Raw genomic sequence first — 22,431 nt, forward strand, 5'->3', positions numbered from 1 at the left:
CAGCCGGGAGCCATAAGGTATTGCGGAGAACCATTGCTTGGGAAGGGGGTGCGGCCGGATGTCGCGGGACACGGGACCCGGAAGGCTGGAGGACCGCCTCACGCCGGTGCTCCGGCCGGTGCGGGCGGGCAACGGCTTCGAGGAGGCGTTGGAGCAGATCCTGCAGGTCGTACGGCTGGGCCTGGTGCCCGGCGGCGAGCGGCTGCCCGCCGAGCGGGAGCTGGCGGAGCGGCTCGGCGTCAGCCGCGTGACGCTGCGCGAAGTGCTCAGGGTGCTGCAGGACCAGGGGCTGGTCGAGTCGCGGCGCGGGCGGTACGGCGGAACGTTCGTGCTGCCGCGGGCGGACGCGGGCGGCGAGGACGAGCTGCGCCGACGGATCGCCGAGGTCGACATCGAGGACATGCTGCGCTTCCGGGAGGTCCTGGAGGTCGGGGCGGCGGGACTGTGCGCGGCGCACGGGCTGACCGAGGAGCAGGCGGGACAGCTGCGGGACGCGCTCGCCCGCACGCACGACGCGCCGCTGAGCGAGTACCGCCGGCTCGACACCCTGCTCCACCTCACCCTGGCCGAGCTGTGCGGCTCGCCGTCGCTGACCGCGCAGTACGCGGCGGTCCGGGCGACGGTGAACGACCTGCTCGACTGCATCCCGCTGCTCGTCCGCAATCTGGAGCACTCGCAGCGCCAGCACATCGCGCTGGTCGAGGCGGTGCTGGACGGGGACGCCGACGGGGCGCGGGAGATGATGCGGGAGCACTGCGCGGGCACGGCGGCACTGTTGCGGGGCTTCCTGGCATGAGCGCATTCTGCAAAGGTATGTGCGAGCACCTTTGAATGCCTGGGAGGACCGTGTGGCCGGACAGCCGCTGATCGGCATGAGTACGTACCTGGCCGGGGCGCAGTGGAGCGTGTGGGACATGGAGGCGGTGCTGCTGCCGGCCGGATACCCGCGGCTGGTGCAGCGGGCCGGCGGCCTGGCCGTCATGCTGCCCCCGGACACGCCGGAGCGGGCGGCGGCGGCCGTGGCGCGGATCGACGGGCTGGTGGTCGCGGGCGGCCCGGACGTGGACCCGTCCCGGTACGACGCGGAGCGCTCGCCGCTCACGGGTCCGCCGGCGCCGGAGCGGGACACCTGGGAACTCGCCCTGATCGAGGCGGCGCTGGCGGCGCGGGTGCCGCTGCTCGGCGTGTGCCGGGGCATGCAGCTGCTGAACGTCGCCCTCGGCGGCACGCTCGTGCAGCACATCGACGGGCACGCGGACGGGGTGGGGATCTTCGGCCGGCACAGCGTCAAGCCGGTACCGGGGACGCTGTACGCGGCGGCCGTCCCCGAGGAGACGTCCGTGCCGACCTACCACCACCAGGCGGTCGACCGGCTCGGCAAGGGGCTCGCCGCGTCCGCCTACGCCGAGGACGGCACGGTGGAGGCGATCGAGCTGCCGGAGAGCGACGGATGGGTCGTCGGGGTCCAGTGGCATCCCGAGATGGGCGAGGACGTACGCGTGATGCGCGAGCTGGTGCGCGCGGCCTCCTGATCGGGGCCCACTCGCAGGAGCCCGCGCGCCGCGGCCCGCCGCAGCCAGCTCGCGGGGTTCGTGCGCCACGGCCCGCGTGCCGCAGCATGCGCCTCGGGGCCCACTCCCAGGAGCCCGCCCGCCGCAGCCCGCCGCAGCCAACTCGCGGGGTTCGTGCGCCACGGCCCGCGTGCCGCAGCATGCGCCTCGGGACCCACTCGCAGAAGCCCGCCCGCCGCAGCCCGCCGCAGCCAACTCGCGGGGTTCGTGCGCCACGGCCCGCGTGCCGCAGCATGCGCCTCGGGACCCACTCGCAGGAGCCCGCGCGCCGCGGCCCGCCGCAGCCAACTCGCGGGAGCCCGCTCGCCACGGCCCGCACGCCGCAGCCAGCTCATCGGGGCGTTCGCCGGGGCCCGCCCGCAGGAGCCCGCCCGCCGCAGCCCACTCGTCGGGGCCCCCTCGCCGGAGCCCCCTGGGCCGCAGCCCGCTCACCCTCGCGTCAGTGACAGCAGTTCCCGGGCGGGGCCGGTCGGACGGTGGCCCGTCGGCCAGACGGCGCGCAGGGCCCGGGCCAGGGACACGCCGTCGACCGGGATGCTGACCAGGCGGCGCAGGGAGAGTTCCTCGCGGACCGCCAGCTCGCTGAGGACCGCCGGGCCCGCGCCGCTGACCGCCGAGGCCTTCACCGCCGTGGTGGAGGAGAGCTCGATGAGCGGCCGCGCCAGGCCGCCCAGGGCCGCGTCCAGGACCTGGCGGGTGCCGGAACCGCGTTCGCGCAGGATCAGCGGCGTGGCCGCCAGCTCGGCGGACGCGAGGGGGCGCCGGCGGCGGGCCCAGGGGTGCGCGGGGGCCGTGACGACGATCAGCCGGTCGTGGGCGATCACCGCGGAGTCCAGGCCGGGCGGCACCGTCAGGCCCTCCACGAAGCCCAGGTCCGCCTCGTCGGCGAGCAGCCGCTCCGCCACCGCCGCCGAGTTGCCGGCCAGCAGCGACACCGCCGTGTCGGGGCGCTCGGCGCGCAGGGCCAGGAGCCAGCCGGGGAGCAGGTACTCGGCGATCGTCATGCTGGCGGCGACCCGCAGCCGCGAGTCGCGGCGGTCGCGGAGCGCCTGCGCCCCCACGTCGAACGCCTCCGCCGCCTCCACGACCCGCCGCGCCCAGTCCGTCACCAGCGCGCCCGCGTCCGTGAGCCGGGAGCCGCGCGGCGAGCGGTCCACCAGGGCCACGCCGAGCTGGCGTTCCATGGAACGGATCCTGCTGCTGGCGGCCGGCTGCGTGATGCCGACCTCCCGGGCCGCCGCCCCGAGACTGCCCAGTCGCGCCACCGCCAGCAGCAGTTCCAGCGCCCCGAGGTCGGGCACCCGGTGGGCCAGCGATCCGGGCCCCTGTCGCTGCTGTGGCTCGCTCATAAGCCCAGATTATGTCCTCATAGACGCGTACTCCCTGGTCGCGGCCCCCGTCCCGGGCGACGGTGGGGTCATGGTCACCGCAGCCCAGCCCCTGTCCCTCCCGACCGTGCCGCGCCGGCGCGCCGCCGCCGTCCGCCACCTCGGCCCGAACTGGTACGCCTGCGTCATGGGCACCGCCGCCCTGGGATCCACCGGCGTCGTGCTCCCCGGGCACCCGGAAGGTGTGCGCATGGCCGGCACCGGCCTGTGGGCGCTGTCGCTGCTGCTGCTCGTGACCCTGCTGGCCGCCCGCGCCCTGCACTGGACCCACCACCGCGACCAGGCCCGCGCCGATCTCCTCGACCCGGGCACGGCCCCGTTCTACGGCTGCCTGTCCATGGCCCTGCTGGCCGTGGGCGGCGGCGCGCTGACCGTGGGCCGCGACTGGATCGGCACGACGGCCGCGGTCGCCCTCGACTCCGTGCTGTTCGTCGCCGGGACGGTCGTCGGGCTGGCGGCCGCCGTCACCGTCCCCTACCTCATGGCCGTACGGCATCGGATCGAGCCGGGGCAGGCCACGCCCGTGTGGCTGCTGCCGCTGGTCGCGCCGATGGTGTCCGCCGCCCTCGGGCCGGCCCTGGTGCCGCGCCTGCCGGCCGGGCAGCCCCGTCAGACGCTGCTGCTCGCCTGCTTCGCGCTGTTCGGGCTGAGTCTGCTCGCGACGCTGCTGATGCTGCCGCTCGTCTTCGCCCGACTGATCACCTCCGGCCCGCTGCCCCTCGCGCTCGCCCCGACGCTGTTCCTGGTGCTGGGGCCGCTCGGGCAGTCCACCACCGCCGTCGGCGCGTTCGCGGACACCGCGCCCGGGGTCGTGCCCGCGCCCTACGCGCAGGGCTTCGGCATGCTCGCCGTGCTGTACGGGGTGCCGGTGATGGGCTTCGCGCTGCTGTGGCTCGGGCTCGCCGGCGCCCTGGTGGCGCGGGCCCGGCGGGGCGGGATGGGGTTCGCGATGACGTGGTGGGCGTTCACGTTCCCGGTGGGCACCTGTGTCACCGGTTCCGCGGCACTCGCCCGGCACACGGGCCTCGCCGTCTACGACGGGCTCACGGTCGCGCTGTACGGCGTGCTCGTCGCCGCCTGGCTCGCGGCCGCCGCGGGCACGGTGCGCGGACTGGTCAGGGGTGAGTTGCTCGCAGGGCCTCGGACAGCACCCGTGGCGCCTCGGTCAGGGACGGCCCGTACCAGGTCAGATGCCGTCCGCTGACGAGCGCGCAGGGCAGTCCGGGGAAGGCCTCGGGGCCGTCGTCGGGGGTGAAGCGGTACGGCTCGTCCGGGAGCACCACCAGGTCGGGGCCGGCCGCCCGCAGTTCGTCGAGGGGGATGCGGGGGTAGCGGTCCGGACGGGACGCGTACAGGTGGTCCACGCCCAGACGGGTCAGGACGTCACCGGCGAAGGTGTCCCGGCCCAGGACCATCCAGGGGCGGCGCCAGATCGGTACGACGGCCGACCGGCGGCGCCCGGGCTCCGGCAGCGTCGACCAGGTACGCTCCGCCTCCGCCAACCAGCGCGGCGGCCTCGCCGCGCCGCACGCGGCCAGCACCCGGGTCAGTTCCCGGAAAGCCTGCGGCACCGTGCGCACCTCGGTGACCAGGACGTTCAGGCCCGCCGCGCGCAGGGCGTCGAGGTCGGGGGCGCGGTTCTCCTCCTCGTTGGCGATCACCAGGTCGGGGGCGAGGGCGGCGATCCGGTCGAGCCCGGGGTTCTTGGTGCCGCCCACCCGGGTCACGTCCAGACCCACCGGATGGCCGCACCAGTCCGTGGCACCGACCAGAACGCCCGGTACGGACACGGCCACCGCCTCGGTGAGCGACGGCACCAGGGACACGACCCGCATCAGCGGGGACGGTCCTGGACGGCCTCGATGTGTTCGGCGACGGCGACGATGACCACCCGGGTGTCGGGCACGGTGGCGCGCCAGCGGTGGCGGACCCCGCCGGTCAGGTAGAGGGTGTCGCCGCGGCCGAGGCGGTAGGCGCGGCCCTCCGCCTCGATCTCCACGGCGCCGTCGGCGACATACATCAACTCGTCGTTGCGGTGCTGGAATTCGCGGCCGGCGTCGTGGTCGCCGGTGAACTCCGAGGCGTGCAACTGGTGGTGACCGCGCACGAGGGTCCGCACCCGGGGGGTGAAGTCCTGTTCGGTGGTCTCGAAGCGTACGAGGTCGACGCTGCACGCGGGGTCGCCGGCGGCGAGGAGCTCGACGGCCGTGGTACGCAGGGCGTCGGCCACCTTCTCCAGGGAGCTGGTGCTGGGGCGGGCCCGGTCGTTCTCGATCTGGCTCAGGAAGGGGACGGACAGTCCGCTGCGCTCGGCCACGACGGCGAGGGTGAGCTCCAGCGCGCGGCGTCGCCGCCGGACGGCCGCGCCCACCCGGACGGGCTGTTGTTCTTTGTGGTCGCCCATCGCTCCGGCTCCCTCCTTCGCTCGTCGCCCCACGATCCGGGTGCCCGCCGTGGGGCACACCGCTCCTGAGGAGTTCTCTGCACCCTACGCATGTTCGGCAAACCGTTTCATGCCGCCGGCGCATCCCTGGCGCATCACGCGAGGTCGACCCCCACAGATCGCGCCAGTGGACGGGGGCTCCGGACGCGGCGGGCGCGGGCCCCTCCTTCGGGACGAAGGGGCCGAGGCCACGGAGAGTCGGTGCTGATCGAACACGCGGCCGGTCGCATCGACCAGCGGTGCGGCAAGGCTTGGGTGAAGGCGTAGCTCTATGTGGTTGGCCGGATCCAGCCTGTGCACACCCCGCGGGGCGGACCCTCCGCAGGGAGTCGCTCGGTGCGCGAGGGGCGCGTCGCGGCGGCGCCGGTGGTTCGCGACGCCGTTGCTGTCAGTGGCGTGCGGCATGATGCGAGCGTGACCGGACGACTCATGCTCCTCGACACCGCCTCCCTGTACTTCCGCGCCTACTTCGGCGTCCCGGACTCCGTGAAGGCGCCGGACGGCACGCCGGTGAACGCCGTGCGCGGACTGCTCGACTTCATCGACCGGCTGGTCAAGGACCACCGGCCGGACCGGCTGGTGGCCTGCATGGACGCCGACTGGCGCCCGCAGTGGCGAGTCGACCTGATCCCCTCCTACAAGGCGCACCGCGTCGCCGAGGAGCACGAAGGCGGGCCGGACGAGGAGGAGGTTCCGGACACGCTCTCCCCTCAGGTGCCGGTCATCGAGGAGGTCCTGGACGCGATCGGCATCGCCCGGGTCGGGGTCGAGGGGTACGAGGCCGACGACGTGATCGGCACCTTCACCGCGTGCGCCGACGGCCCGGTCGACATCGTCACCGGCGACCGCGACCTGTACCAACTGGTGGACGACGCACGCGGGGTGCGGGTGCTGTACCCGCTCAAGGGCGTCGGCACGCTGCAGCTGACCGACGGGGCGCTGCTGCGCGAGAAGTACGGCGTCGACGGGAGCGGGTACGCGGACCTCGCGCTGCTGCGCGGCGACCCGAGCGACGGGCTGCCGGGCGTGCCCGGCATCGGCGAGAAGACCGCCGCCAAGCTGCTCGCCGAGTTCGGCGACCTGGCCGGGATCATGGCGGCGGTCGACGACCCGAAGGCCAAGCTCACGCCGTCGCAGCGCAAGCGCCTGGACGAGGCACGCCCGTACGTCGCCGTCGCGCCGAAGGTCGTACGGATCGCCGCCGACGTACCGCTGCCCGAGGTCGACACGAGGCTGCCGCGCACCCCGCGCGACTCGGCGGGCCTGGACGGGCTGGCGGTGCGCTGGGGACTGGGCGGTTCCCTGCACCGGCTGCTGACGACACTCGGCGCGTGACCCCCGTTCTTGTGAAACGCAAAGGGAGAGGTGCTAACTTAGGTAAACCTAAGCTTGGATCCTGGGAGGCCGTCATGGCAGAACGTCCGGCACGGAAGCCGCGGAAGCCCCATTCCGCGCAGGTCGTCCGCACCGAACGGCTGACCCCGCACATGCAGCGTGTGGTGCTCGGCGGTGACGGCCTGGCCGACTTCTCTGCGGGCACCTGCACCGACCACTATGTGAAGCTGCTCTTCGGCCCCGAGGGCGTGACCTACCCGGAGCCCTTCGACATCGACCGCGTCCGCGCGGAGTTTCCGCGCGAGCAGTGGCCGGTGACCCGGACGTACACCGTACGGTCCTGGGATCCCGAACGCCGTGAGCTGACCCTGGACTTCGTGGTCCACGGCGACGAGGGTCTGGCGGGCCCCTGGGCGCTGCGGGTGCGGCCGGGCGAGACCGTCCGCTTCATGGGGCCGGGCGGGGCGTACGCGCCGGACCTGAGCGCCGACTGGCATCTGCTCGCCGGTGACGAGAGCGCGCTGCCCGCCATCGCCTGTTCCCTGGAGGCGCTGCCCGCGGGCGCCAAGGCCTTTGCCTTCGTGGAGGTTTCCGGCCCCGAGGAGGAGCAGAAGATCGACTCCGACGTGCAGGTCGTCTGGCTGCACCGCGGGGACCGGCCGGCCGGCGAGGCCCTGGTCGAGGCCGTCCGCGCGCTGGAGTTCCCGGCGGGCCGGCTGCACGCGTTCGTGCACGGCGAGGCGGCCTTCGTGAAGGAGCTGCGCCGGCTGCTGCGGGTGGAGCGGCAGATTCCGCGCGAGGACCTGTCGATCTCCGGCTACTGGCGCCTGGGTCACAACGAGGACGGCTGGCAGGCGTCCAAGCGGGACTGGAACGCGCGCATCGAGGCGGAGCAGGAGGGCGGCACGGCCGCGGCGGCGTGAGACACCGACAGCGGCGGTCCCCTGAACAGATGTCAGGGGACCGCCGCTGCCGCGTTCGCCTCGTTCGCCGCGGTCGCCACGGCCGTCCTACGCTGGGCCGATGAGACGCAAGACCCGCACGCCGCCCTCCCCGCTCCCCCAGCGCCACGGGGTGGACCCGGTGCGGGTGCGGCTGCCCGCCGAGGGGCCCTGGGCCACCGTCGGCGAGCATCTGGTGGAGCGGCTGTCCGGGGCCGGCCCCGGGGTGGTCCGGGCGATGCTCGACGCGGGGATGATCGTCGGGGCCGACGGACGGGCGGTGGCGCCGGACGCCCCGTACGTGCCGGGGATGTTCGTGTGGTTCCACCGGGAGCTGCCCGAGGAGGTCCCGGTGCCGTTCCCGCTGGAGGTCGTGTACCGCGACGCGCACCTCGTCGTCGCCGACAAGCCGCACTTCCTCGCCACCACCCCGCGCGGCAGCCACGTCACCGAGACCGCGCTGGCGAGGCTGCGCCGGGAGCTGGACCTCCCGGCTCTCTCCGCGGCGCACCGTCTGGACCGGCTCACCGCCGGACTGGTGCTGTTCACGGTGCGGCCCGAGGAGCGCGGCGCGTACCAGACACTGTTCCGCGACCGGCGGGTGCGCAAGGAGTACGAGGCCGTCGCCCCGTACGAGCCCTCGCTCGCCCTGCCCCGGACCGTGCGCAGCCGGATCGTGAAGGAGCGCGGGGTGCTGGCGGCGCGGGAGGTCGAGGGCGAGCCCAACGCGGTCACCCTCGTCGAACTGGCCGAGCGCCGGGAGGCGGACGGGCTGGGGCGCTACCGGCTCACCCCGGGCACCGGGCAGACCCATCAGCTGCGGGTGCACATGAACGCCCTGGGCGTGCCGATCCTCGGCGACCCGCTGTACCCGGAGGTGGCCGACCCCGTGCCGGCCGGCGACTTCCGGCGCCCGCTGCAACTGCTGGCGCGGGAGCTGGAGTTCACCGATCCGGTCACGGGGACGGAGCACAGGTTCCGCAGTGGGCGGAGGCTGGAGGCCTGGTCCTCGTACGCCCGGTGGGCCGCGGGTCAGTGACCGCGCCACCAGCGGCGCAGGCGCTGCCACACGCCCCGGGGATGGCTCGCCGGCTGCGGTGCCGGCTCGGCGGGCCTGGGCGCCGCCGGTCGCGGCTCGGGCACGGCGGGCCCGGGGGTGCCGAGGAGCCCGGGAGCGCCGGCCTGAGCGGGCACGGTCGCGGCATGGGGCGCCGGTCCGGTCGTGCCGACCTGCCAGGTGGCGCGCTGCGGCGGGATGGGCGTATGGCTGGGTTTGGACCGCACGTCCTGCTGCGGCTTCGGGCCGAACCGCACCGGGAGTTCCACCAGGTGCCGTGAGGAGATCGACTCCCGCCAGCGCAGGTCGTCCTCGTCGCAGTCGAGCTGCACGTCGGGCAGCCGAGACAGCAGGGCGTCGACGCCGACGTCGGCGATGGCGCGGCCGATGTCCTGCCCCGGGCACTCGTGCGGGCCGCCGCCGAAGGCGAGGTGCGAGCGGTTGCCCTGCATGTTGGCGGACAGGTCGGGGCGCACCCGCGGGTCGATGTTGCCCGGGGCGGGGGCGAACAGCAGGCCGTCGCCCTTGCGGATGCGGTGGCCGCCGAGCTCCGTGTCCTGCTTGGCGAAGTAGCCGAGGACGGCGCTGAACGGCGGCTCGTCCCACAGGGACTGCTCGACCGCCTCCGGCACCGTCATCTGGCCGCCGTTGAGCTGGGCGCGGAAGCCGGGTTCGGTGAGGACCATGCGCAGCGCGTTGGCGAGGAGGTTGGCGGTGGCCTCGTAGGCGGCGATGAGCACGACTCTGAGGTGCTGGCCGATCTCGTCGTCGGTCAGGCGCGCCGGGTGGTTGACGAGGTGACTGGTGAAGTCCTCCTCGGGCTGGGCCCGGCGCCGCGCGGTGAGCCGCATCAGGCAGCCCATGATGTACTCGTTGCTGGCGATGGCGGTCTCGGTGCCCTTGAGCATGTCGCGGGCGGCCTGCACGATCCGGTCGCCGTACTCCTCGGGCATGCCGAGGATCTCGCACATCACCGCCATCGGCAGATGCTCCGCGAACTGGGAGACCAGATCGGCCCGGCCCTTCTCGCAGAAGGCGTTGACCAGGCGCTGTGTGTGGCGACCGATGTGGCGGCGGATGCCGCGGTGGTCGATGGTCGACATGGCGCCGGTGACCGCTCCCCGCAGCCGCAGGTGCTCGTCGCCCTCGGCGTGGGAGCAGATGGGCTGCCAGGCGATGTGCGGCATGAGCGGGTGGTCGGGCTTGACCAGGCCTTCGAGCAGCGGGGTCCAGATGCGGCTGTCCCGGGTGTACTGCGAAGGGGTGCGCACCATGTGCAGGTTCTCGGCGTGCCCGAGGACCACCCACATCGGCACGTCGTCGTGGAGCAGGACGGGCGCCACGGGGCCGTGCTCCTCCCGCAGTTTCTCGTACAGGCCCTCCAGGTCGTCCGCGCCGGGGCCGTACAGCCGGGCCGGCCCCCCGGGTCCGAGGCCGTGCGCCGGGCAGCCGGGCGGCGGGTCGAGGGCGGAGTCGTCCGTACCGGTGAGGGAGTGGGGTTCAGGCGTCACAGTGGTCGCTCCGAAACTGAGATCAGTCCGAGGTAACGGGGGTCGGTCGGGCAGGGGTCAGGTGAGCGCGCCGGACATGGCGAGCGAGTGCAGGAAGCGCATCAGGGTCATCAGGACGTCGCGGCTGGAGGCGCGGCGGCGCGCGTCGCACTCGATGATGGGGATCTCCGGGACGAGATCGAGTGCCGTACGCAGTTCCTCGATGGGGTAACGGGGCGCGTCCGGAAAGGAGTTGATGGCGACGACGAAGGGCACGCCGCGCTCCTCCAGACGCCCTATGACGTCGAAGCTGACTTCCAGGCGCCGGGTGTCGACCAGGACGACCGCGCCGAGGGCTCCCTCGAACAGCCCGTTCCACAGGAACCAGAAGCGCTCCTGGCCGGGGGTGCCGAACAGGTAGAGGACCAGCTTCTCGGTGATGCTGATGCGGCCGAAGTCCATGGCCACGGTGGTGGCCGTCTTCGTCTCGGAGCCGTAGTTGTCGTCCACGCCGATGCCGGCCTGGGTCATGGTCTCCTCGGTGGTCAGCGGTCTGATCTCGCTGACCGAGCCGACCATGGTGGTCTTGCCGACACCGAAGCCGCCCACGATCACGATCTTGACCGCCGCCTGGGCCGTCTGGGGCAGATGATCCTCGGTACGTGGGCCGGGGATGGTGTCAGAGCCTTTGAAGTCCATGCATCACCGCTTCGAGGAGTGAACGGTCGGGGAGCGCCTGGCGGACGATCGGGGCGCGCGCCTGCACCAGTCCGGCCGAGATCAGCTCGGTGATCAGCACGGTCATCGCGCTGAACGGAAGATTGAGGTAGGCCGAGAGCTCGGCCACGGACAGGGGGGCGATACAGAGCCGGAGCAGCGCCGCCTGTTCCGGTGGTACGGACGGCGGTGAATCGGCGCGCGCCACGATCAGCGTCACCAGGTCCAACTCGGCGCGCGTGCCGTCGGCACCCGTGATGACGTACAGCCGCTCGGGGTTCTTCTTCTCGCCCTCGCCCTTGCCCTCCACCGCCACGGGGGGCGGGGGCGGCGGTGGAGGGGGGTACTCCTTGGGGTGTCGCCGTTTGCGTTGCGGAGGAGTCATACGGCCTGCCCGTTGCGGCGGGGCGGACTGGTCAGATGGGCGCCGATTCTGACGACGAGGTCGCGCATGCGGTTGCTCATCCGGCCGGGTTCGCAGACCACGTCGGCGAGCACGGCCAGGTAGGCGTTGGCGCCGGCGGCCATCAGGTAGAAGTAGCCGCCGTTGATCTCGATGACGACCAGCTTCATGTCTCCGTTGCTGCCCGGGAGTTCCTGGGCGACGGCACCCGCCAGGCTCTGCACGCCCGCGCAGGCCGCGGCCAGGCGGTCGGCGGAGTCGGGGTCGCCACCGTAGCGGGCGATGCGCAGTCCGTCGGCGGAGAGCACCACGATCATCTCGATGCCCGGCACGCCGTCGGCGAGATCCTTGAGCATCCAATCGAAGTTCGCTCGCTGCTGGATCACTTGAGGTCCCCCTCGTCGTCGGCCTCGCTGCGGGCCGGCTGCTCGATCAGGTGCACGTATGCGGTGGGGTTGCGCGTGAAGTCGGTGGGGTGGACACCCGGGTTGCCCTCCTTGAGGCCCTCCCAGAAGGCCTCGACCCACATTCCCGGCTCGCGCTCGTTCAGCTTCTTGCGCTCGGGGTCCTCTTCGGGCTCCGGCTCGGGCTCGGGCTTGTGCTGCGACCAGATGGTCGGCCTGCCCTCGCGTTCGGCGCGCTCGATGGCGGCCTGTTCGACGATCCGCTGGGTCAGCGAGGTCTTGACCTTGCTGCGGCGCTGCGGCAGTCCGCCAGCCGTCCACTCGGTGACCTCGGGGACGTCGTCCTCCATGGAGACCCCGGCGGGGATGCGCGGGCTGGTGGGGCGGCGCTTCTTCGGCGGCCGCTTGGGGCCCTCCAGGGCGCCGAGTTCGGCCTTCGGCACCGCGGTGGCGCCGATGCCGTGGGCGAGTCCGGGTGAGGGCTCGCCGGTCATCATGTTGCTGGGCACGATGAGGACGGCGCGGACGCCGCCGTAGGCCGAGGCGCGCAGCGAGACCTGCATGTTGTACGCCGAGCAGAGCCGGCCCACGACGGCGAGGCCGAGGCGGGGGCTCTCGCCGAGGTCCTGGAGGTCGACGCCGGCCTTGGCGCGCTCCAGCATGTTCTCGACGCGGGCGCGGGACTCCTCGCTGAGGCTGACGCCGCCGTCCTCGATCTCGATGCACACGCCGGTCTGCACCTCGGTGGCGGTGACGTGCACCTTGGTGTTCGGCGGCGAGTAGCGGGTGGCGTTGTCGAGGAGTTCGGCTGCGGCGTGGATGACCGGTTCGACGCAGGTGCCCTTGATGTTGACCTTGGCGATGGAGGACAGGTCGATGCGGCGGTACTCCAGGATGCGCGACATCGCGCCGCGCAACACGCTGTACAGGGCGACGGGGTTGGGCCACTGGCGGCCGGGGCGGCCGCCGCCGATGACGGAGATGGAGTCGGCCAGGCGGCCGATCAGCGCGGTGCCGTGGTCGATGCGCAGCAGGTCGTCGAAGACCTCGGGGTTGCGGCCGTGGTCCTCCTCCATCTCCCGCAGTTCCGAGGCCTGCTGGTGGACGATCGCCTGGACGCGCTGGGCGATGTTGACGAAGGAGCGCTGCACCGAGTCGCGCATGGCCTCCTCGTCGTCGACGATCTTGAGCACGGTGCGCAGCACGTCGCGCTGCGCCTCGGGGATGTGCCGCAGTTCGGGGTCGGAGTCGAGGACCGCGTGAATCACCTCTCTGGGGGATTCACCGTGGCGCAGCCGGTACAGCGCGGTCGGCACGATCTCCGTCGCGAACCGGATGAGCTCCTCGTCGTGGGCTGCGAGGCGCCCTTCCAGATACGCGGTGTGACGGGCGTGCTCGGTCCGCAGTGCCCGAAGATGGCGGCCGCGTCGTACCGCTTCGGCGGCTGTCGCGGACACCAGCACCGTGGCGACGGCTCCGCACCAGCCGACGGCGGTCCGGGCCGGTGCCGCCACCAGGGCGACGGCGGCTCCGGTCGCCGCGGCCATCAATATGGCGGGCAACAACAGCGCCCGCGCATAGGGAAGTTCACGGCCACCGGGAGGCGATTGAACACTCACCATGGATGCCCTCTGAGAAGTATCGGCTGGGTGTTGGGGGAGCTGTGGGGGGAAGAGTCATGGAGCAGTCAGGATCTTCGTGACCTTTGGGAACAAGCGCACGAATTCACCTCAACTCGGTGCGCCGCGGGCGAGCTTAGTCCGAGCGGATCATCGCCGTGTCATATTCGGCAAGCACCTGAAATCACCTGTGTGACAGGAGTACGCTCGGCCCCATTTATACGCTCAGCCCACATTCGAACACGGTGGGTGACGGCGAAAGGGCGCACGAAAACGACTCACCGTGACAGGTGAGTTCGGGCGCCGGGGGCGGCGCAGAGCTCAGGAACCGAGCGGAAGAGGGCAGCACCCTGAAGGGGCGCGGGGAGCCGCGCGACCGACCGCAGCCCACCCGCACCCGCACACGAAACGGTCAGCCCACCGACGAGTAGGCGACAACACCCCGCAGCAACTGATCAACGGCCTTGCGCGCGGCCTTCGTCACGGTCGAGCCCTCCACCGGGGACGCCGCCGAGATCTGCCCCAGCACGTCGATCACCTGCTTGCACCAGCGCACGAAGTCGCCCGCCGGCATCTCCGCCTCGCGCAGCACCTCGTCGAGGCCCTTGCCGCTGGCCCACATGTACGCGGCCCAGGCGAAGCCGAGGTCGGGCTCGCGCTGCCCGACGCCCTCGGTCTGCGTGATGCGGAACTCCTCCTCCAGGGCGTCCAGCCGTCCCCAGATCCGCACCATCTCGCCGAGCGCGGCCTTGGCCTTGCCCGAGGGCAGCTTCGGCGCGAGCGCGTCGTCACCGACCCGGGCCTCGTACACCAAGGCGGAGACGCACGCGGCGAGTTCGGCCGGGCCGAGTCCCTCCCAGACGCCTTCCCGCAGGCATTCGCTGGCGAGCAGGTCGAGTTCGCCGTACAGCCGGGCGAGCCGCTTGCCGTGCTCGGTGACCTCGTTGCCGCGCAGATAGTCGAGTTCGGTCAGCAGGGCCACGATCCGGTCAAAGGTGCGCGCGATCGTGTTCGTACGACCCTCGATGCGGCGCTCCAGCTGCGAGGTGTCGCGCAGCAGCCGGTGGTAGCGCTCGGCCCAACGGGCGTGGTCCTCACGTTCGTTGCACCCGTGGCAGGGGTGGGCGCGGATCTCGGTGCGCAGCCGGGCGATCTCCCGGTCGTCGGCGGCCTGGGACCGCTTCTTGCGGGCCCGCTCCGGCGGGATGTGCCCGGCCTTGGAACGCAGCGCGGAGGCGAGGTCCCGACGGGACTGCGGGGAGCGGGGGTTGAAGGACTTCGGGATCCGCATCCGCTCCAACGGCTCCACCGGCACCGGGAAGTCCATCGACGCCAGCCGCTTGACCTGTCGTTCGGCGGTCAGCACGAGCGGGCGCGGCCCGTCGTGGTGCTCGAAGCCGCGGTGGCCGTTGGAACGCCCCGCCGGCAGCCCCGGATCCAGCACCAGGGCCAGCCCCGCGTACTTCCCGGTCGGCACGTGGATGACATCGCCCGGCTTCAGCCTCTCCAGGGCGACGGCGGCCTCCGCACGGCGTTCGGAGGCGCCCTGCCTGGCCAGTTCGGTCTCGCGGTCCTTGAGCTCCCGGCGCAGTCGCGCGTACTCCTCGAAGTCGCCGAGGTGGCAGGTCATGGACTCCTTGTAGCCCGACAGGCCCTCCTCGTTGCGCTGCACCTGCCGGGAGATCCCGACGACCGACTTGTCGGCCTGGAACTGCGCGAACGACGTCTCCAGCAGCTCGCGCGAGCGGTGCCGGCCGAACTGCTCGACCAGGTTGACCGCCATGTTGTACGACGGCTTGAAGCTGGAGCGCAGCGGGTACGTGCGGGTGCCCGCGAGTCCGGCCAGGTGATCGGGGCTCATGCCGCGCTGCCAGAGCACGACCGCGTGGCCCTCGACGTCGATGCCGCGGCGCCCGGCGCGTCCGGTCAGCTGGGTGTACTCGCCGGGGGTGATGTCGGCGTGCTGCTCGCCGTTCCACTTGACGAGCTTCTCCAGCACCACCGAGCGCGCGGGCATGTTGATGCCCAGCGCGAGCGTCTCGGTGGCGAAGACGGCCTTCACCAGGCCGCGGACGAACAGCTCCTCGACGACCTCCTTGAAGGTCGGGAGCATGCCCGCGTGGTGGGCGGCGATGCCGCGCTCCAGGCCCTCCAGCCACTCGTAGTAACCGAGGACGTGCAGGTCCTCGGTGGGGATGGAGGCGGTGCGCTCCTCGACGAGCGCGCGCACCTTGTCCCGCGCCTCCTCGTCGTTGAGGCGCAGCCCCGCGTGCAGGCACTGCTGGACGGCGGCCTCGCAGGCGGCGCGGCTGAAGATGAACGTGATGGAGGGCAGCAGGCCCTCGGAGTCGAGCCGCTCGATGACCTCGGGGCGGCCCGGCGTCCACACGCGGGCGCGCTGTCTGCGCTCGCGCTCACGGTCGGCCTCGCGCATGCTGCGGCCGCGTCTGCGGTCCTGGAAGGACGGCCGGCTGGCCTCCATGCGGGCCAGCCGGGTCAGATCCGGATTGACGGCCCTCTTGTGGCCTTCGCCCTCCTCGAACAGGTCGTACATCCGGCGCCCGGCGAGCACGTGCTGGAACAGCGGCACGGGCCGGTGCTCGGAGACGATCACCTCGGTGTCGCCGCGGACCGTGTCGAGCCAGTCGCCGAACTCCTCGGCGTTGGACACGGTCGCGGACAGTGACACCAGGGTCACCGACTCGGGGAGGTGGATGATCACTTCCTCCCAGACGGCGCCGCGGAAGCGGTCGGAGAGGTAGTGCACCTCGTCCATGACCACGTACCCGAGGCCCAGCAGGGTCTGGGAGCCGGCGTAGAGCATGTTCCGCAGCACCTCGGTGGTCATCACGACCACGGGGGCATCGGAGTTGACGCTGTTGTCGCCGGTGAGGAGGCCGACCATGCCGTTGCCGTAGCGGCGGCACAGGTCGGCGTACTTCTGGTTCGACAGCGCCTTGATGGGCGTCGTGTAGAAGCACTTCCTGCCCTGCTGGAGGGCGAGGTGGACGGCGAACTCGCCCACGATCGTCTTGCCGGAGCCGGTGGGGGCGGCCACCAGCACGCCCTTCCCCGCTTCGAGCGCCTGGCAGGCCTCGATCTGGAAGGGGTCGAGGCCGAAGTCGTACATCTCGCGGAAGGAGGCGAGCGCGGTGGCCTGCTCGGCTGCCCGCCTGCGGGCTGCCGCATACCGCTCGGCCGGTGAGAGGTCCTCTGTCATCGTGCTTTCGAGCGTACCGGGCCGCACTGACAACAGGACGATCATTAACCGGAAGATGGGACGCCCCTCGACGAAACGAGAGGTGCCCGCGTCCCCTGGGGGCGCGGGCACCTCTCACGGCGGGAAGACCGGTCAGGTCACGTCGTCGTAGCCGTTGACCCGGTCCGTGCTCGACTGCTCGGGCAGCGACCGGCTGGCGGACACCGTCTCGACCGCCCCGATGTCCTCGGGGGTGAGGTCCAGGTCCGAGGCCTCGTCGTCGGCGGGGCCTGCCAGATCGCGGCGGCGCTTGCGCCGGTCGTTGAGGATCGAGAAGAGCACCGCTCCGAAGTACAGCACCCAGATCGGTCCGGCGAGCGCCAGCATCGTCAGCGGGTCCGTGCTCGGGGTCGCGACGGCCGCGAACACGGTGATGCCGAGGATCATGGCCCGCCACCAGCCGAGCATGCGCCGACCGGTGAGGGCACCGGTCAGGTTCAGCATGATCAGCAGCAGCGGCAGCTCGAAGGACAGACCGAAGACGATCACCATGCGGGTGACCAGATCCAGCAGGTCGTCGAGCGGGAGCAGGTTGTTCACGCCGTGGGGCGTGAACCCGATCAGGACCTTCGCCGTGGTGGGCAGCACCTTGTAGGCGAAGTAGGCGCCACCGAGGAAGAGCGGGACGCCCGTCCCGACGAAGCCGTAGGCGTACTTCTTCTCGTGGCGGTGCAGGCCGGGGGCCACGAAGGCCCACAGCTGGTACAACCACACCGGGGAGGCCAGCACGACACCGGCCATCAGCGACACCTTCAGCGCCAGCGTGAACGGCGTGAGCAGACCGTTGATCGTGATCTGCGCGCACTGCTGGGTCTTGTCGTGCGACTTCGCCAGCTGTTCGAAGGTCTGGGCGCAGCCGACCGAGTCCAGCACCGGCTTGGTGATGAAGTTGACGATGTCGTTGTAGAAGAAGGCGGCCACACACGTCACGACGACGATGGCCAACATCGCCTTCGCGAGCCGGTTGCGGAGCTCGCGAAGATGATCCGCGAGCGGCATGCGCCCCTCGGGATCCCTCTCCTGCTTGCGGGCAGACTTAAGCAACCCACGTCCTCATCTCGTGCGGCAGGCCGGGGGTCAGTCCGGCCTTGCGTCAGCGCTGGGTGGTGTCCGTCGGCTCGTTGACCGGGCGCGAGCTGGTCACGTCGCCGGGGGACGCCTGGATGGTGCGCTGCGCCGGGGGCTGCTCGTTGGAGGAGGGCGCCGGGGCGGGGGCGTTGCTCTCTTCCTTCATCGCCTTGGCCTCGCTCTTGAGGATGCGCGCGGACTTGCCGAGCGAGCGGGCCATGTCCGGAAGCTTCTTCGCGCCGAACAGCAGGATGATGACGACGAGGATGAGAATGATCTCGGGGGCGCCGAGCCTTCCGAACATAAGTCTTTACCTTCTCACCGAGGCTATTGGTTGGGGTGCCGTCGGATCAGTCGGACATATGTCCCACTGATCGTGCTGACAGCGATCGTAACGCTCAGGGGTAAACGAGAGGCAATCCCCGTACGTACTCCCGGTCATCGGTACGCGCCTCGTTCTTCGCACCGTGACCAGCAGCGTACCTGCCGGGACGGTCGAGGTGACAGGGCGAAGTGACGCAAAACGCTTGAGAAGCCCTCATCAGCGGGCACCCACAGCACGCCTCACAGGGAGTCCGCGGCCCTCGCCGCGCTCACCGAGGCGCGCTCCAGATCCTCGGCCGCCCTGTTGATGCGCCGGGCGGAGTCCGAGACCTGGCGGCCCAGCCGCTGCGCCTCCACGAAGACCCGGACACCCAGCACACCCAGGACGACAAGCCCCAGAAAACCCACCGCCACCGCGAACATCGCCCAGAACATGCCGCCGAGCCTAGACGGTGGAGTGCAGCCTCAAGGTCCTGACCCCGCCCCCGCTCAGCAGCTCGACGATGCGTTCGCCCGCGGGCTTGCGGACGGCGGCGCCGCACTCGGGGCAGGTGAAGGAGTAGAACGTCGTCCGGCTCGTGGCACCGATGGCGAGCCGCAGGGCGCTCGCGGAGAGCTCGAAACGGCCTCGGCAGTCCGGGCAGCCGGCCTTGAACACCACGGGGACCACTCTCTTCATCCCCGCGAAAGCGGCCGCCACCGTCATTTCCCTCGCACCGGAACCCGCGGACTCGCTCAAAGCCCTCGCTCCTGCCTGTCGTGAACGCCGTGCACCTCATCGGCACCCTGCGGTGCGTCCGGCGTCCGCGCGACGCCGTCGTAGGCCTCCAGCGCCTCGCGGGCCGCCTGCCGGGCGCTGTCGGCGAGCTCGGGCGGCGAGACGATCCGCCCGTCGCGGCCGAGCCGCAGCGCCAGGCGCCGCAGCGACGCCGGATCGGGGGTGCGCAGAGTAATACGCAGCCCGCCGTCGGGAAGCTCATCCGCGCTGTCGTGCGGGTAGTACTCGGCGACCCAGCGGCCCCCCGGGCCGACCTCGACGACCACCTCCGGGTCCTCGGCGGCCGGCTGCACCAGCGCCTCGGACAGGTCCCGCAGCTCGATCTCCGGCGGCGCGGCCGGCTCGTCGAGGATCTTGATCTCGGCGACCCGGTCGAGCCGGAAGGTGCGGCGCGCCTCGGAGCGGCGGCACCAGGCCTCCACATAGGTGTGGCCGACGCTGACCAGGCGGATCGGGTCGATCTCGCGCTCGGTGACCTCGTCACGGGCGGGCGAGTAGTAGCGGATCCACAGGCGGCGGCGCTCGGAGATGGCCCGGTCGACGTCGGCGAAGACGCCGCCCTCGGACTCGAAGGTCACCGACAGCCGGGAACTGGCCCCCGCCGTCTCACCGGCCGCGGCCTCGACCTTGGCGGTGGCCCGCAGCAGCGCCTGCCGGTCGCCCTCGCGCAGGCCCGGCAGGGTCGACACGGCCCGCGCGGCCACCAGCAGCGCGGTCGCCTCGTCGGCGGCCAGCCTGAGCGGCGCGGCGGACTCTGCCCCGAGGGCGGCGGGGTTGTGCCACCAGATGCGCTCGCCGTCGGTGTCGATGTCGAGCAGATCGCCGCCACGGAAGCTGGTGCCGCACATGGGCAGCACGTCGAGGTCGGAGACCAGCTCTTCCTCGGTGATGCCGAAGGCGCGCGCGACGTCGGCGATCCGGGCGCCGGGGCGCTCGCGCAGATACGTCACCAGGGAGAGCATCCGCCGGGTCTGGTCGATGGCGTTCACGGGCCTGACCGGTTTGCCTGCCACTGTCTTGCTCCGCTCCCCCTCAGCCCTTGGCCACGGCACGCAGCCGGTCCACCATGTCCGACCGCAGCTCGGCCGGCTCCAGGACCACCACGTCCGGCCCGAACTCCACCAGCCACGCGTCCAGGCCGTGCCCGTACGGAATCTCCAACTCGTCCCAGCCGTCGCCGAGTTCCCGCACCGAGGTGGCCTTCGCCCGAAGGGGGTACCCAGAACCGGTACGCAGCCGGATCAGCGCCGTACGGTCGGCGATCTCGCCGGCCCAGCTCGCGACGGTCTCGCGCACGGTGACGACGTCGGGCACCTGGGCGGTGAAGCCGCTGCCCCGCGAGCGGACCTTGCCGGTGATCCGGGACAGCCTGAAGACGCGCTCGGCGCCCCGGTCGCGGTCCCAGCCCGCGAGGTACCAGTGACCGCGCCAGCACTCCAGCGCCCACGGCTCCACGTGCCGGGGCTCGGGGCGGGCGGCGGAGGCCTTGCGGTAGTCGAACAGGACCGGGCGGCGGTCGCGGCAGGCCAGCATCAGCGGCTCGAACGCGGCCTCGTGCACCGGGATGCGCGGTTCCAGGGCGCCGTGCGCCTCGTACGGGTCGACGTCCTCGGGCAGCCCGGCGGCACGCAGCTTCTGCAGGGCGCCGCTGGCCGCGCCCGCGAGGCGGGCCTGCTGCCACACCTTGGCGGCCAGGCCCAGGGCCGCGGCCTCCTCGGCGTCCAGGGTGATCGGCGGGAGACGGTTGCTGTCGCGGCGGGCCAGGTAGCCGACCTCGCCGTCGAGGTTCTCGACGGTCTCGATGACCAGGCCCAGCTCGCGCAGGTCGTCCTTGTCCCGCTCGAACATCCGGTTGAAGGAGTCGTCGGAACCGGCCGCGCCCCGGTCCGGGCCGAAGGCCTCGACGTAAGCCTCAATGGACTCGCGCAGCTCGCGCTTGCTGAGCGGCCGCCGTGTCCCCAGCAGACACAGCGCCAGGTTCATCAGCCGCTCGGCCTTGGCAATGGCCATCGACGCCCTTCGCCTTCCTTATGGTGCTTACGATCGATGACCGTACCGCTCCCCCGCACCACGGCAAAAGCCGAGGGCCCATGCCCGAACAGGCATGGGCCCCGGATGATCGGATCCGATCAGCCTTCGGCGGTCGGACCGACGATCAGACGGCGACCAGGTCGCAGACGAAGATCAGCGTCTCACCGGGCTTGATACGGCCGCCGGCGCCACGGTCGCCGTAGGCCAGGTGCGCCGGGATGGTCAGCTGACGACGGCCGCCGACCTTCATGCCCTGCACGCCCTGGTCCCAGCCGGCGATGACCTGGCCGACACCCAGCTGGAACTGCAGCGGCGTGCCGCGGTTCCAGGACGCGTCGAACTCCTCGCCCGTGGAGAAGGCCACGCCCACGTAGTGCACGGAGACGGTGTCGCCCGCCTTCGCCACCGGGCCGTCGCCCTCCCAGATGTCCTTGATCTCAAGGTCCGCCGGGGGCTCGCCGCCCGGGAAGTCGATCTCGGGCTTGTCGATGCTCACGTCTCTAGCTCCTGCTTGTGTACGACACGGAACGCGGACAGTCTTTCATCCCCACCGCACTCTCGCAGGCCGCGGGCGGCCAGCGCGGCGCGGCTACATCGCCGCCAGGATGTCCACGGAGAAGACCAGCGTGGAGCCCTTCTTGATGACGCCGCCGCTCGGCGGGGTGTCCCCGTACCCGAGCTCCGGGGGTACGACGATCATGACCCGGCTGCCCACCTTCTTGCCGACGAGGCCCTGGGACAGTCCCTTGACGATCTGCTGCATCTGCTCCAGCGAGAACTGGCTCAGCCGCCCGGTGGTGTACGTCTGCTCGAACGGCTTGCCGCTGTCCCAGACCACGCCCTTGAACTGGCACAGGATCGCCTGGTCCGCCTTGAGGGCGGCGCCGTCGCCCTCCAGGACGTAGTTCGACACCAGCTTCTTCGGCGGGTCGGCCTTGGGGACGTCGATGGACGGGGCCTTGCCGTCGGTGTTGGTGCCCACCTTCGGCAGCGCGGTGTCGGTCTGCGGGACGGGCTTGCCCGTGGCCGAGCTCTTCGAATTGAAGGCGTTCAGCAGGTCGACGACGAAGACGAGCGTGTCCGTGCCCTTGATGCCCGCCTGCGCGTTGCCCGCCTTGCCGTAACCCCAGGTCGGCGGCACCGCCATCTCGACGCGGCTGCCGACCTTCTTGCCCGTCAGGGCGTAGCGCCAGCCGTCGATGACACTGCCCTTGGCGAGCTGCAGGACCAGCGGGCTGCGGTCGTAGGACTGGTCGAAGACCTTCCCCGTGGCCCAGATCTGGCCCAGGTAGTTCGCCTGGACGAAGTCGTTCTCGGCGACCGTGCGACCGCTGCCCGCGATCACCGTTTTCACCGCGAGGTTCTCGGCCGGCTGCCCGGTCCCCTTGGCGACCGTCGGCTTCTCGTTGAACTTCGTGCCCGCCGTGATGGCCGGCAGCGGGCCCTCCACGATCTTCGGCGGTGGCGCGGCGGACACCGACGGCGACGCGCTCGCCTTGCTGGAGGCGGACTTGTCGTCGTCGCCGCATCCGGCGATCGTGGCGAGTCCTGCGGGCACGGCGGCTAGAAGGAGTGAGCGTCGGCGCACGGTGGGGGCCTCGTA

Annotated in this window: 23 protein-coding genes; 6 read left to right on the forward strand and 17 right to left on the reverse strand. The window is 71.9% G+C overall.

The features are described 5' to 3' along the window. The first annotated feature begins 58 nt into the window (after positions 1–58). Together ACWGKT_RS22285 and ACWGKT_RS22290 are read left to right on the forward strand one after the other, a co-directional pair. Positions 59–796: a FadR/GntR family transcriptional regulator gene (locus ACWGKT_RS22285; protein WP_356143856.1), complete on the forward strand. Its 738-nt coding sequence runs from the start codon at positions 59–61 to the stop codon at positions 794–796. Positions 797–848: 52 nt separating this feature from the next. Further along, entirely contained in the window at positions 849–1,532 is a 684-nt protein-coding gene (locus ACWGKT_RS22290) for a gamma-glutamyl-gamma-aminobutyrate hydrolase family protein (protein ID WP_453275052.1), read from the forward strand. Between the two features lie 467 nt (positions 1,533–1,999). Here the strand turns inward: ACWGKT_RS22290 and ACWGKT_RS22295 are convergent, their stop codons facing one another. Further along, positions 2,000–2,920 (reverse strand): LysR family transcriptional regulator, encoded by a 921-nt coding sequence (locus ACWGKT_RS22295; RefSeq protein WP_235458152.1) that lies wholly within the window; start codon positions 2,918–2,920, stop codon positions 2,000–2,002. Positions 2,921–2,990: 70 nt separating this feature from the next. Here ACWGKT_RS22295 and ACWGKT_RS22300 point away from each other — a divergent pair, with 70 nt between their 5' ends. Beyond that, complete coding sequence (locus ACWGKT_RS22300) at positions 2,991–4,163, forward strand: TDT family transporter (protein ID WP_453275053.1); 1,173 nt, start codon at positions 2,991–2,993, stop codon at positions 4,161–4,163. Here the strand turns inward: ACWGKT_RS22300 and ACWGKT_RS22305 are convergent. Both ACWGKT_RS22305 and ACWGKT_RS22310 read right to left on the reverse strand, forming a co-directional pair. Beyond that, the gene (locus ACWGKT_RS22305; RefSeq protein WP_453275054.1) at positions 4,075–4,794 is read right to left on the reverse strand and encodes a helical backbone metal receptor; all 720 of its coding nucleotides are present in this window, start codon (positions 4,792–4,794) and stop codon (positions 4,075–4,077) included. The two genes, ACWGKT_RS22300 and ACWGKT_RS22305, sit on opposite strands and share 89 nt — an antisense overlap. After that, on the reverse strand, positions 4,794–5,363 hold the full coding sequence (locus ACWGKT_RS22310) for a helix-turn-helix domain-containing protein (RefSeq protein WP_453275055.1): 570 nt from the start codon (positions 5,361–5,363) through the stop codon (positions 4,794–4,796). Before ACWGKT_RS22310 ends, ACWGKT_RS22305 begins: the two co-directional genes overlap by 1 nt. Before the next feature lie 453 nt (positions 5,364–5,816). On the opposite strand from ACWGKT_RS22310, the gene ACWGKT_RS22315 reads away from it, so the two are divergent. The 3 genes from ACWGKT_RS22315 to ACWGKT_RS22325 all read left to right on the forward strand — a co-directional run bounded on the left by ACWGKT_RS22315 (position 5,817) and on the right by ACWGKT_RS22325 (position 8,717). After that, positions 5,817–6,737, forward strand: coding sequence for a 5'-3' exonuclease (locus tag ACWGKT_RS22315; protein WP_453275056.1), 921 nt, complete (start codon positions 5,817–5,819; stop codon positions 6,735–6,737). A 74-nt stretch (positions 6,738–6,811) separates the two neighbouring features. After that, entirely contained in the window at positions 6,812–7,660 is an 849-nt protein-coding gene (locus ACWGKT_RS22320; protein WP_453275057.1) for a siderophore-interacting protein, read from the forward strand. Positions 7,661–7,760: 100 nt separating this feature from the next. Then, positions 7,761–8,717 (forward strand): RluA family pseudouridine synthase, encoded by a 957-nt coding sequence (locus tag ACWGKT_RS22325; protein WP_453275058.1) that lies wholly within the window; start codon positions 7,761–7,763, stop codon positions 8,715–8,717. On the opposite strand, the gene ACWGKT_RS22330 is transcribed toward ACWGKT_RS22325, so the two are convergent. From ACWGKT_RS22330 to ACWGKT_RS22395, 14 genes are all read right to left on the reverse strand, one after another. Continuing rightward, positions 8,711–10,246, reverse strand: coding sequence for a cytochrome P450 (locus tag ACWGKT_RS22330; protein WP_356143870.1), 1,536 nt, complete (start codon positions 10,244–10,246; stop codon positions 8,711–8,713). The genes ACWGKT_RS22325 and ACWGKT_RS22330 overlap by 7 nt on opposite strands. A 57-nt stretch (positions 10,247–10,303) precedes the next feature. Continuing rightward, positions 10,304–10,924: a GTP-binding protein gene (locus tag ACWGKT_RS22335; protein WP_356143872.1), complete on the reverse strand. Its 621-nt coding sequence runs from the start codon at positions 10,922–10,924 to the stop codon at positions 10,304–10,306. Then, positions 10,905–11,327, reverse strand: a complete 423-nt coding sequence (locus ACWGKT_RS22340; protein WP_453275059.1) for a DUF742 domain-containing protein — start codon at positions 11,325–11,327, stop codon at positions 10,905–10,907. The genes ACWGKT_RS22335 and ACWGKT_RS22340 overlap by 20 nt, the downstream gene beginning before the upstream one ends. Further along, entirely contained in the window at positions 11,324–11,731 is a 408-nt protein-coding gene (locus ACWGKT_RS22345; RefSeq protein ID WP_235458143.1) for a roadblock/LC7 domain-containing protein, read from the reverse strand. Before ACWGKT_RS22345 ends, ACWGKT_RS22340 begins: the two co-directional genes overlap by 4 nt. After that, a complete protein-coding gene (locus ACWGKT_RS22350; protein WP_453275060.1) occupies positions 11,728–13,371 on the reverse strand; it encodes a sensor histidine kinase in 1,644 nt (547 codons plus the stop codon). Before ACWGKT_RS22350 ends, ACWGKT_RS22345 begins: the two co-directional genes overlap by 4 nt. A gap of 409 nt (positions 13,372–13,780) precedes the next feature. Then, positions 13,781–16,633 (reverse strand): DEAD/DEAH box helicase, encoded by a 2,853-nt coding sequence (locus ACWGKT_RS22355; RefSeq protein ID WP_356143878.1) that lies wholly within the window; start codon positions 16,631–16,633, stop codon positions 13,781–13,783. 87 nt (positions 16,634–16,720) lie between these two features. Further along, entirely contained in the window at positions 16,721–17,671 is a 951-nt protein-coding gene (gene tatC / locus ACWGKT_RS22360; protein WP_356143880.1) for a twin-arginine translocase subunit TatC, read from the reverse strand. Positions 17,672–17,720: 49 nt separating this feature from the next. Next, on the reverse strand, positions 17,721–17,999 hold the full coding sequence (tatA, locus tag ACWGKT_RS22365) for a Sec-independent protein translocase subunit TatA (RefSeq protein ID WP_235458139.1): 279 nt from the start codon (positions 17,997–17,999) through the stop codon (positions 17,721–17,723). A gap of 260 nt (positions 18,000–18,259) precedes the next feature. After that, positions 18,260–18,454, reverse strand: a complete 195-nt coding sequence (locus ACWGKT_RS22370) for a hypothetical protein (protein WP_235458138.1) — start codon at positions 18,452–18,454, stop codon at positions 18,260–18,262. A 10-nt stretch (positions 18,455–18,464) separates the two neighbouring features. Beyond that, a complete protein-coding gene (locus ACWGKT_RS22375) occupies positions 18,465–18,725 on the reverse strand; it encodes a hypothetical protein (protein ID WP_453275090.1) in 261 nt (86 codons plus the stop codon). Between the two features lie 29 nt (positions 18,726–18,754). Further along, positions 18,755–19,810 (reverse strand): helix-turn-helix transcriptional regulator, encoded by a 1,056-nt coding sequence (locus ACWGKT_RS22380; protein ID WP_453275061.1) that lies wholly within the window; start codon positions 19,808–19,810, stop codon positions 18,755–18,757. Between the two features lie 19 nt (positions 19,811–19,829). After that, positions 19,830–20,807 carry a helix-turn-helix transcriptional regulator gene (locus ACWGKT_RS22385; protein WP_453275062.1) on the reverse strand — a complete coding sequence of 326 codons (978 nt, stop codon included), beginning with the start codon at positions 20,805–20,807 and terminating at the stop codon, positions 19,830–19,832. Positions 20,808–20,952: 145 nt separating this feature from the next. Continuing rightward, complete coding sequence (locus ACWGKT_RS22390) at positions 20,953–21,324, reverse strand: FKBP-type peptidyl-prolyl cis-trans isomerase (RefSeq protein ID WP_356143889.1); 372 nt, start codon at positions 21,322–21,324, stop codon at positions 20,953–20,955. Positions 21,325–21,417: 93 nt separating this feature from the next. Beyond that, the gene (locus ACWGKT_RS22395; RefSeq protein ID WP_453275063.1) at positions 21,418–22,416 is read right to left on the reverse strand and encodes an FKBP-type peptidyl-prolyl cis-trans isomerase; all 999 of its coding nucleotides are present in this window, start codon (positions 22,414–22,416) and stop codon (positions 21,418–21,420) included. Positions 22,417–22,431 lie beyond the last annotated feature (15 nt).

The organism is Streptomyces sp. NPDC054794 (genome assembly GCF_053611585.1).

Coding starts and splice junctions, on each gene's coding strand:
- ACWGKT_RS22285 (WP_356143856.1), top strand. CDS start 59: ATGTCGCGGGACACGGGACCCGGAAGGCTGGAGGACCGCCTCACGCCG.
- ACWGKT_RS22295 (WP_235458152.1), bottom strand. CDS start 2,920: ATGAGCGAGCCACAGCAGCGACAGGGGCCCGGATCGCTGGCCCACCGG.
- ACWGKT_RS22300 (WP_453275053.1), top strand. CDS start 2,991: ATGGTCACCGCAGCCCAGCCCCTGTCCCTCCCGACCGTGCCGCGCCGG.
- ACWGKT_RS22305 (WP_453275054.1), bottom strand. CDS start 4,794: ATGCGGGTCGTGTCCCTGGTGCCGTCGCTCACCGAGGCGGTGGCCGTG.
- ACWGKT_RS22310 (WP_453275055.1), bottom strand. CDS start 5,363: ATGGGCGACCACAAAGAACAACAGCCCGTCCGGGTGGGCGCGGCCGTC.
- ACWGKT_RS22320 (WP_453275057.1), top strand. CDS start 6,812: ATGGCAGAACGTCCGGCACGGAAGCCGCGGAAGCCCCATTCCGCGCAG.
- ACWGKT_RS22325 (WP_453275058.1), top strand. CDS start 7,761: ATGAGACGCAAGACCCGCACGCCGCCCTCCCCGCTCCCCCAGCGCCAC.
- ACWGKT_RS22335 (WP_356143872.1), bottom strand. CDS start 10,924: ATGGACTTCAAAGGCTCTGACACCATCCCCGGCCCACGTACCGAGGAT.
- ACWGKT_RS22340 (WP_453275059.1), bottom strand. CDS start 11,327: ATGACTCCTCCGCAACGCAAACGGCGACACCCCAAGGAGTACCCCCCT.
- ACWGKT_RS22350 (WP_453275060.1), bottom strand. CDS start 13,371: ATGGTGAGTGTTCAATCGCCTCCCGGTGGCCGTGAACTTCCCTATGCG.
- ACWGKT_RS22355 (WP_356143878.1), bottom strand. CDS start 16,633: ATGATCGTCCTGTTGTCAGTGCGGCCCGGTACGCTCGAAAGCACGATG.
- tatA (WP_235458139.1), bottom strand. CDS start 17,999: ATGTTCGGAAGGCTCGGCGCCCCCGAGATCATTCTCATCCTCGTCGTC.
- ACWGKT_RS22370 (WP_235458138.1), bottom strand. CDS start 18,454: ATGTTCTGGGCGATGTTCGCGGTGGCGGTGGGTTTTCTGGGGCTTGTC.
- ACWGKT_RS22375 (WP_453275090.1), bottom strand. CDS start 18,725: ATGACGGTGGCGGCCGCTTTCGCGGGGATGAAGAGAGTGGTCCCCGTG.
- ACWGKT_RS22385 (WP_453275062.1), bottom strand. CDS start 20,807: ATGGCCATTGCCAAGGCCGAGCGGCTGATGAACCTGGCGCTGTGTCTG.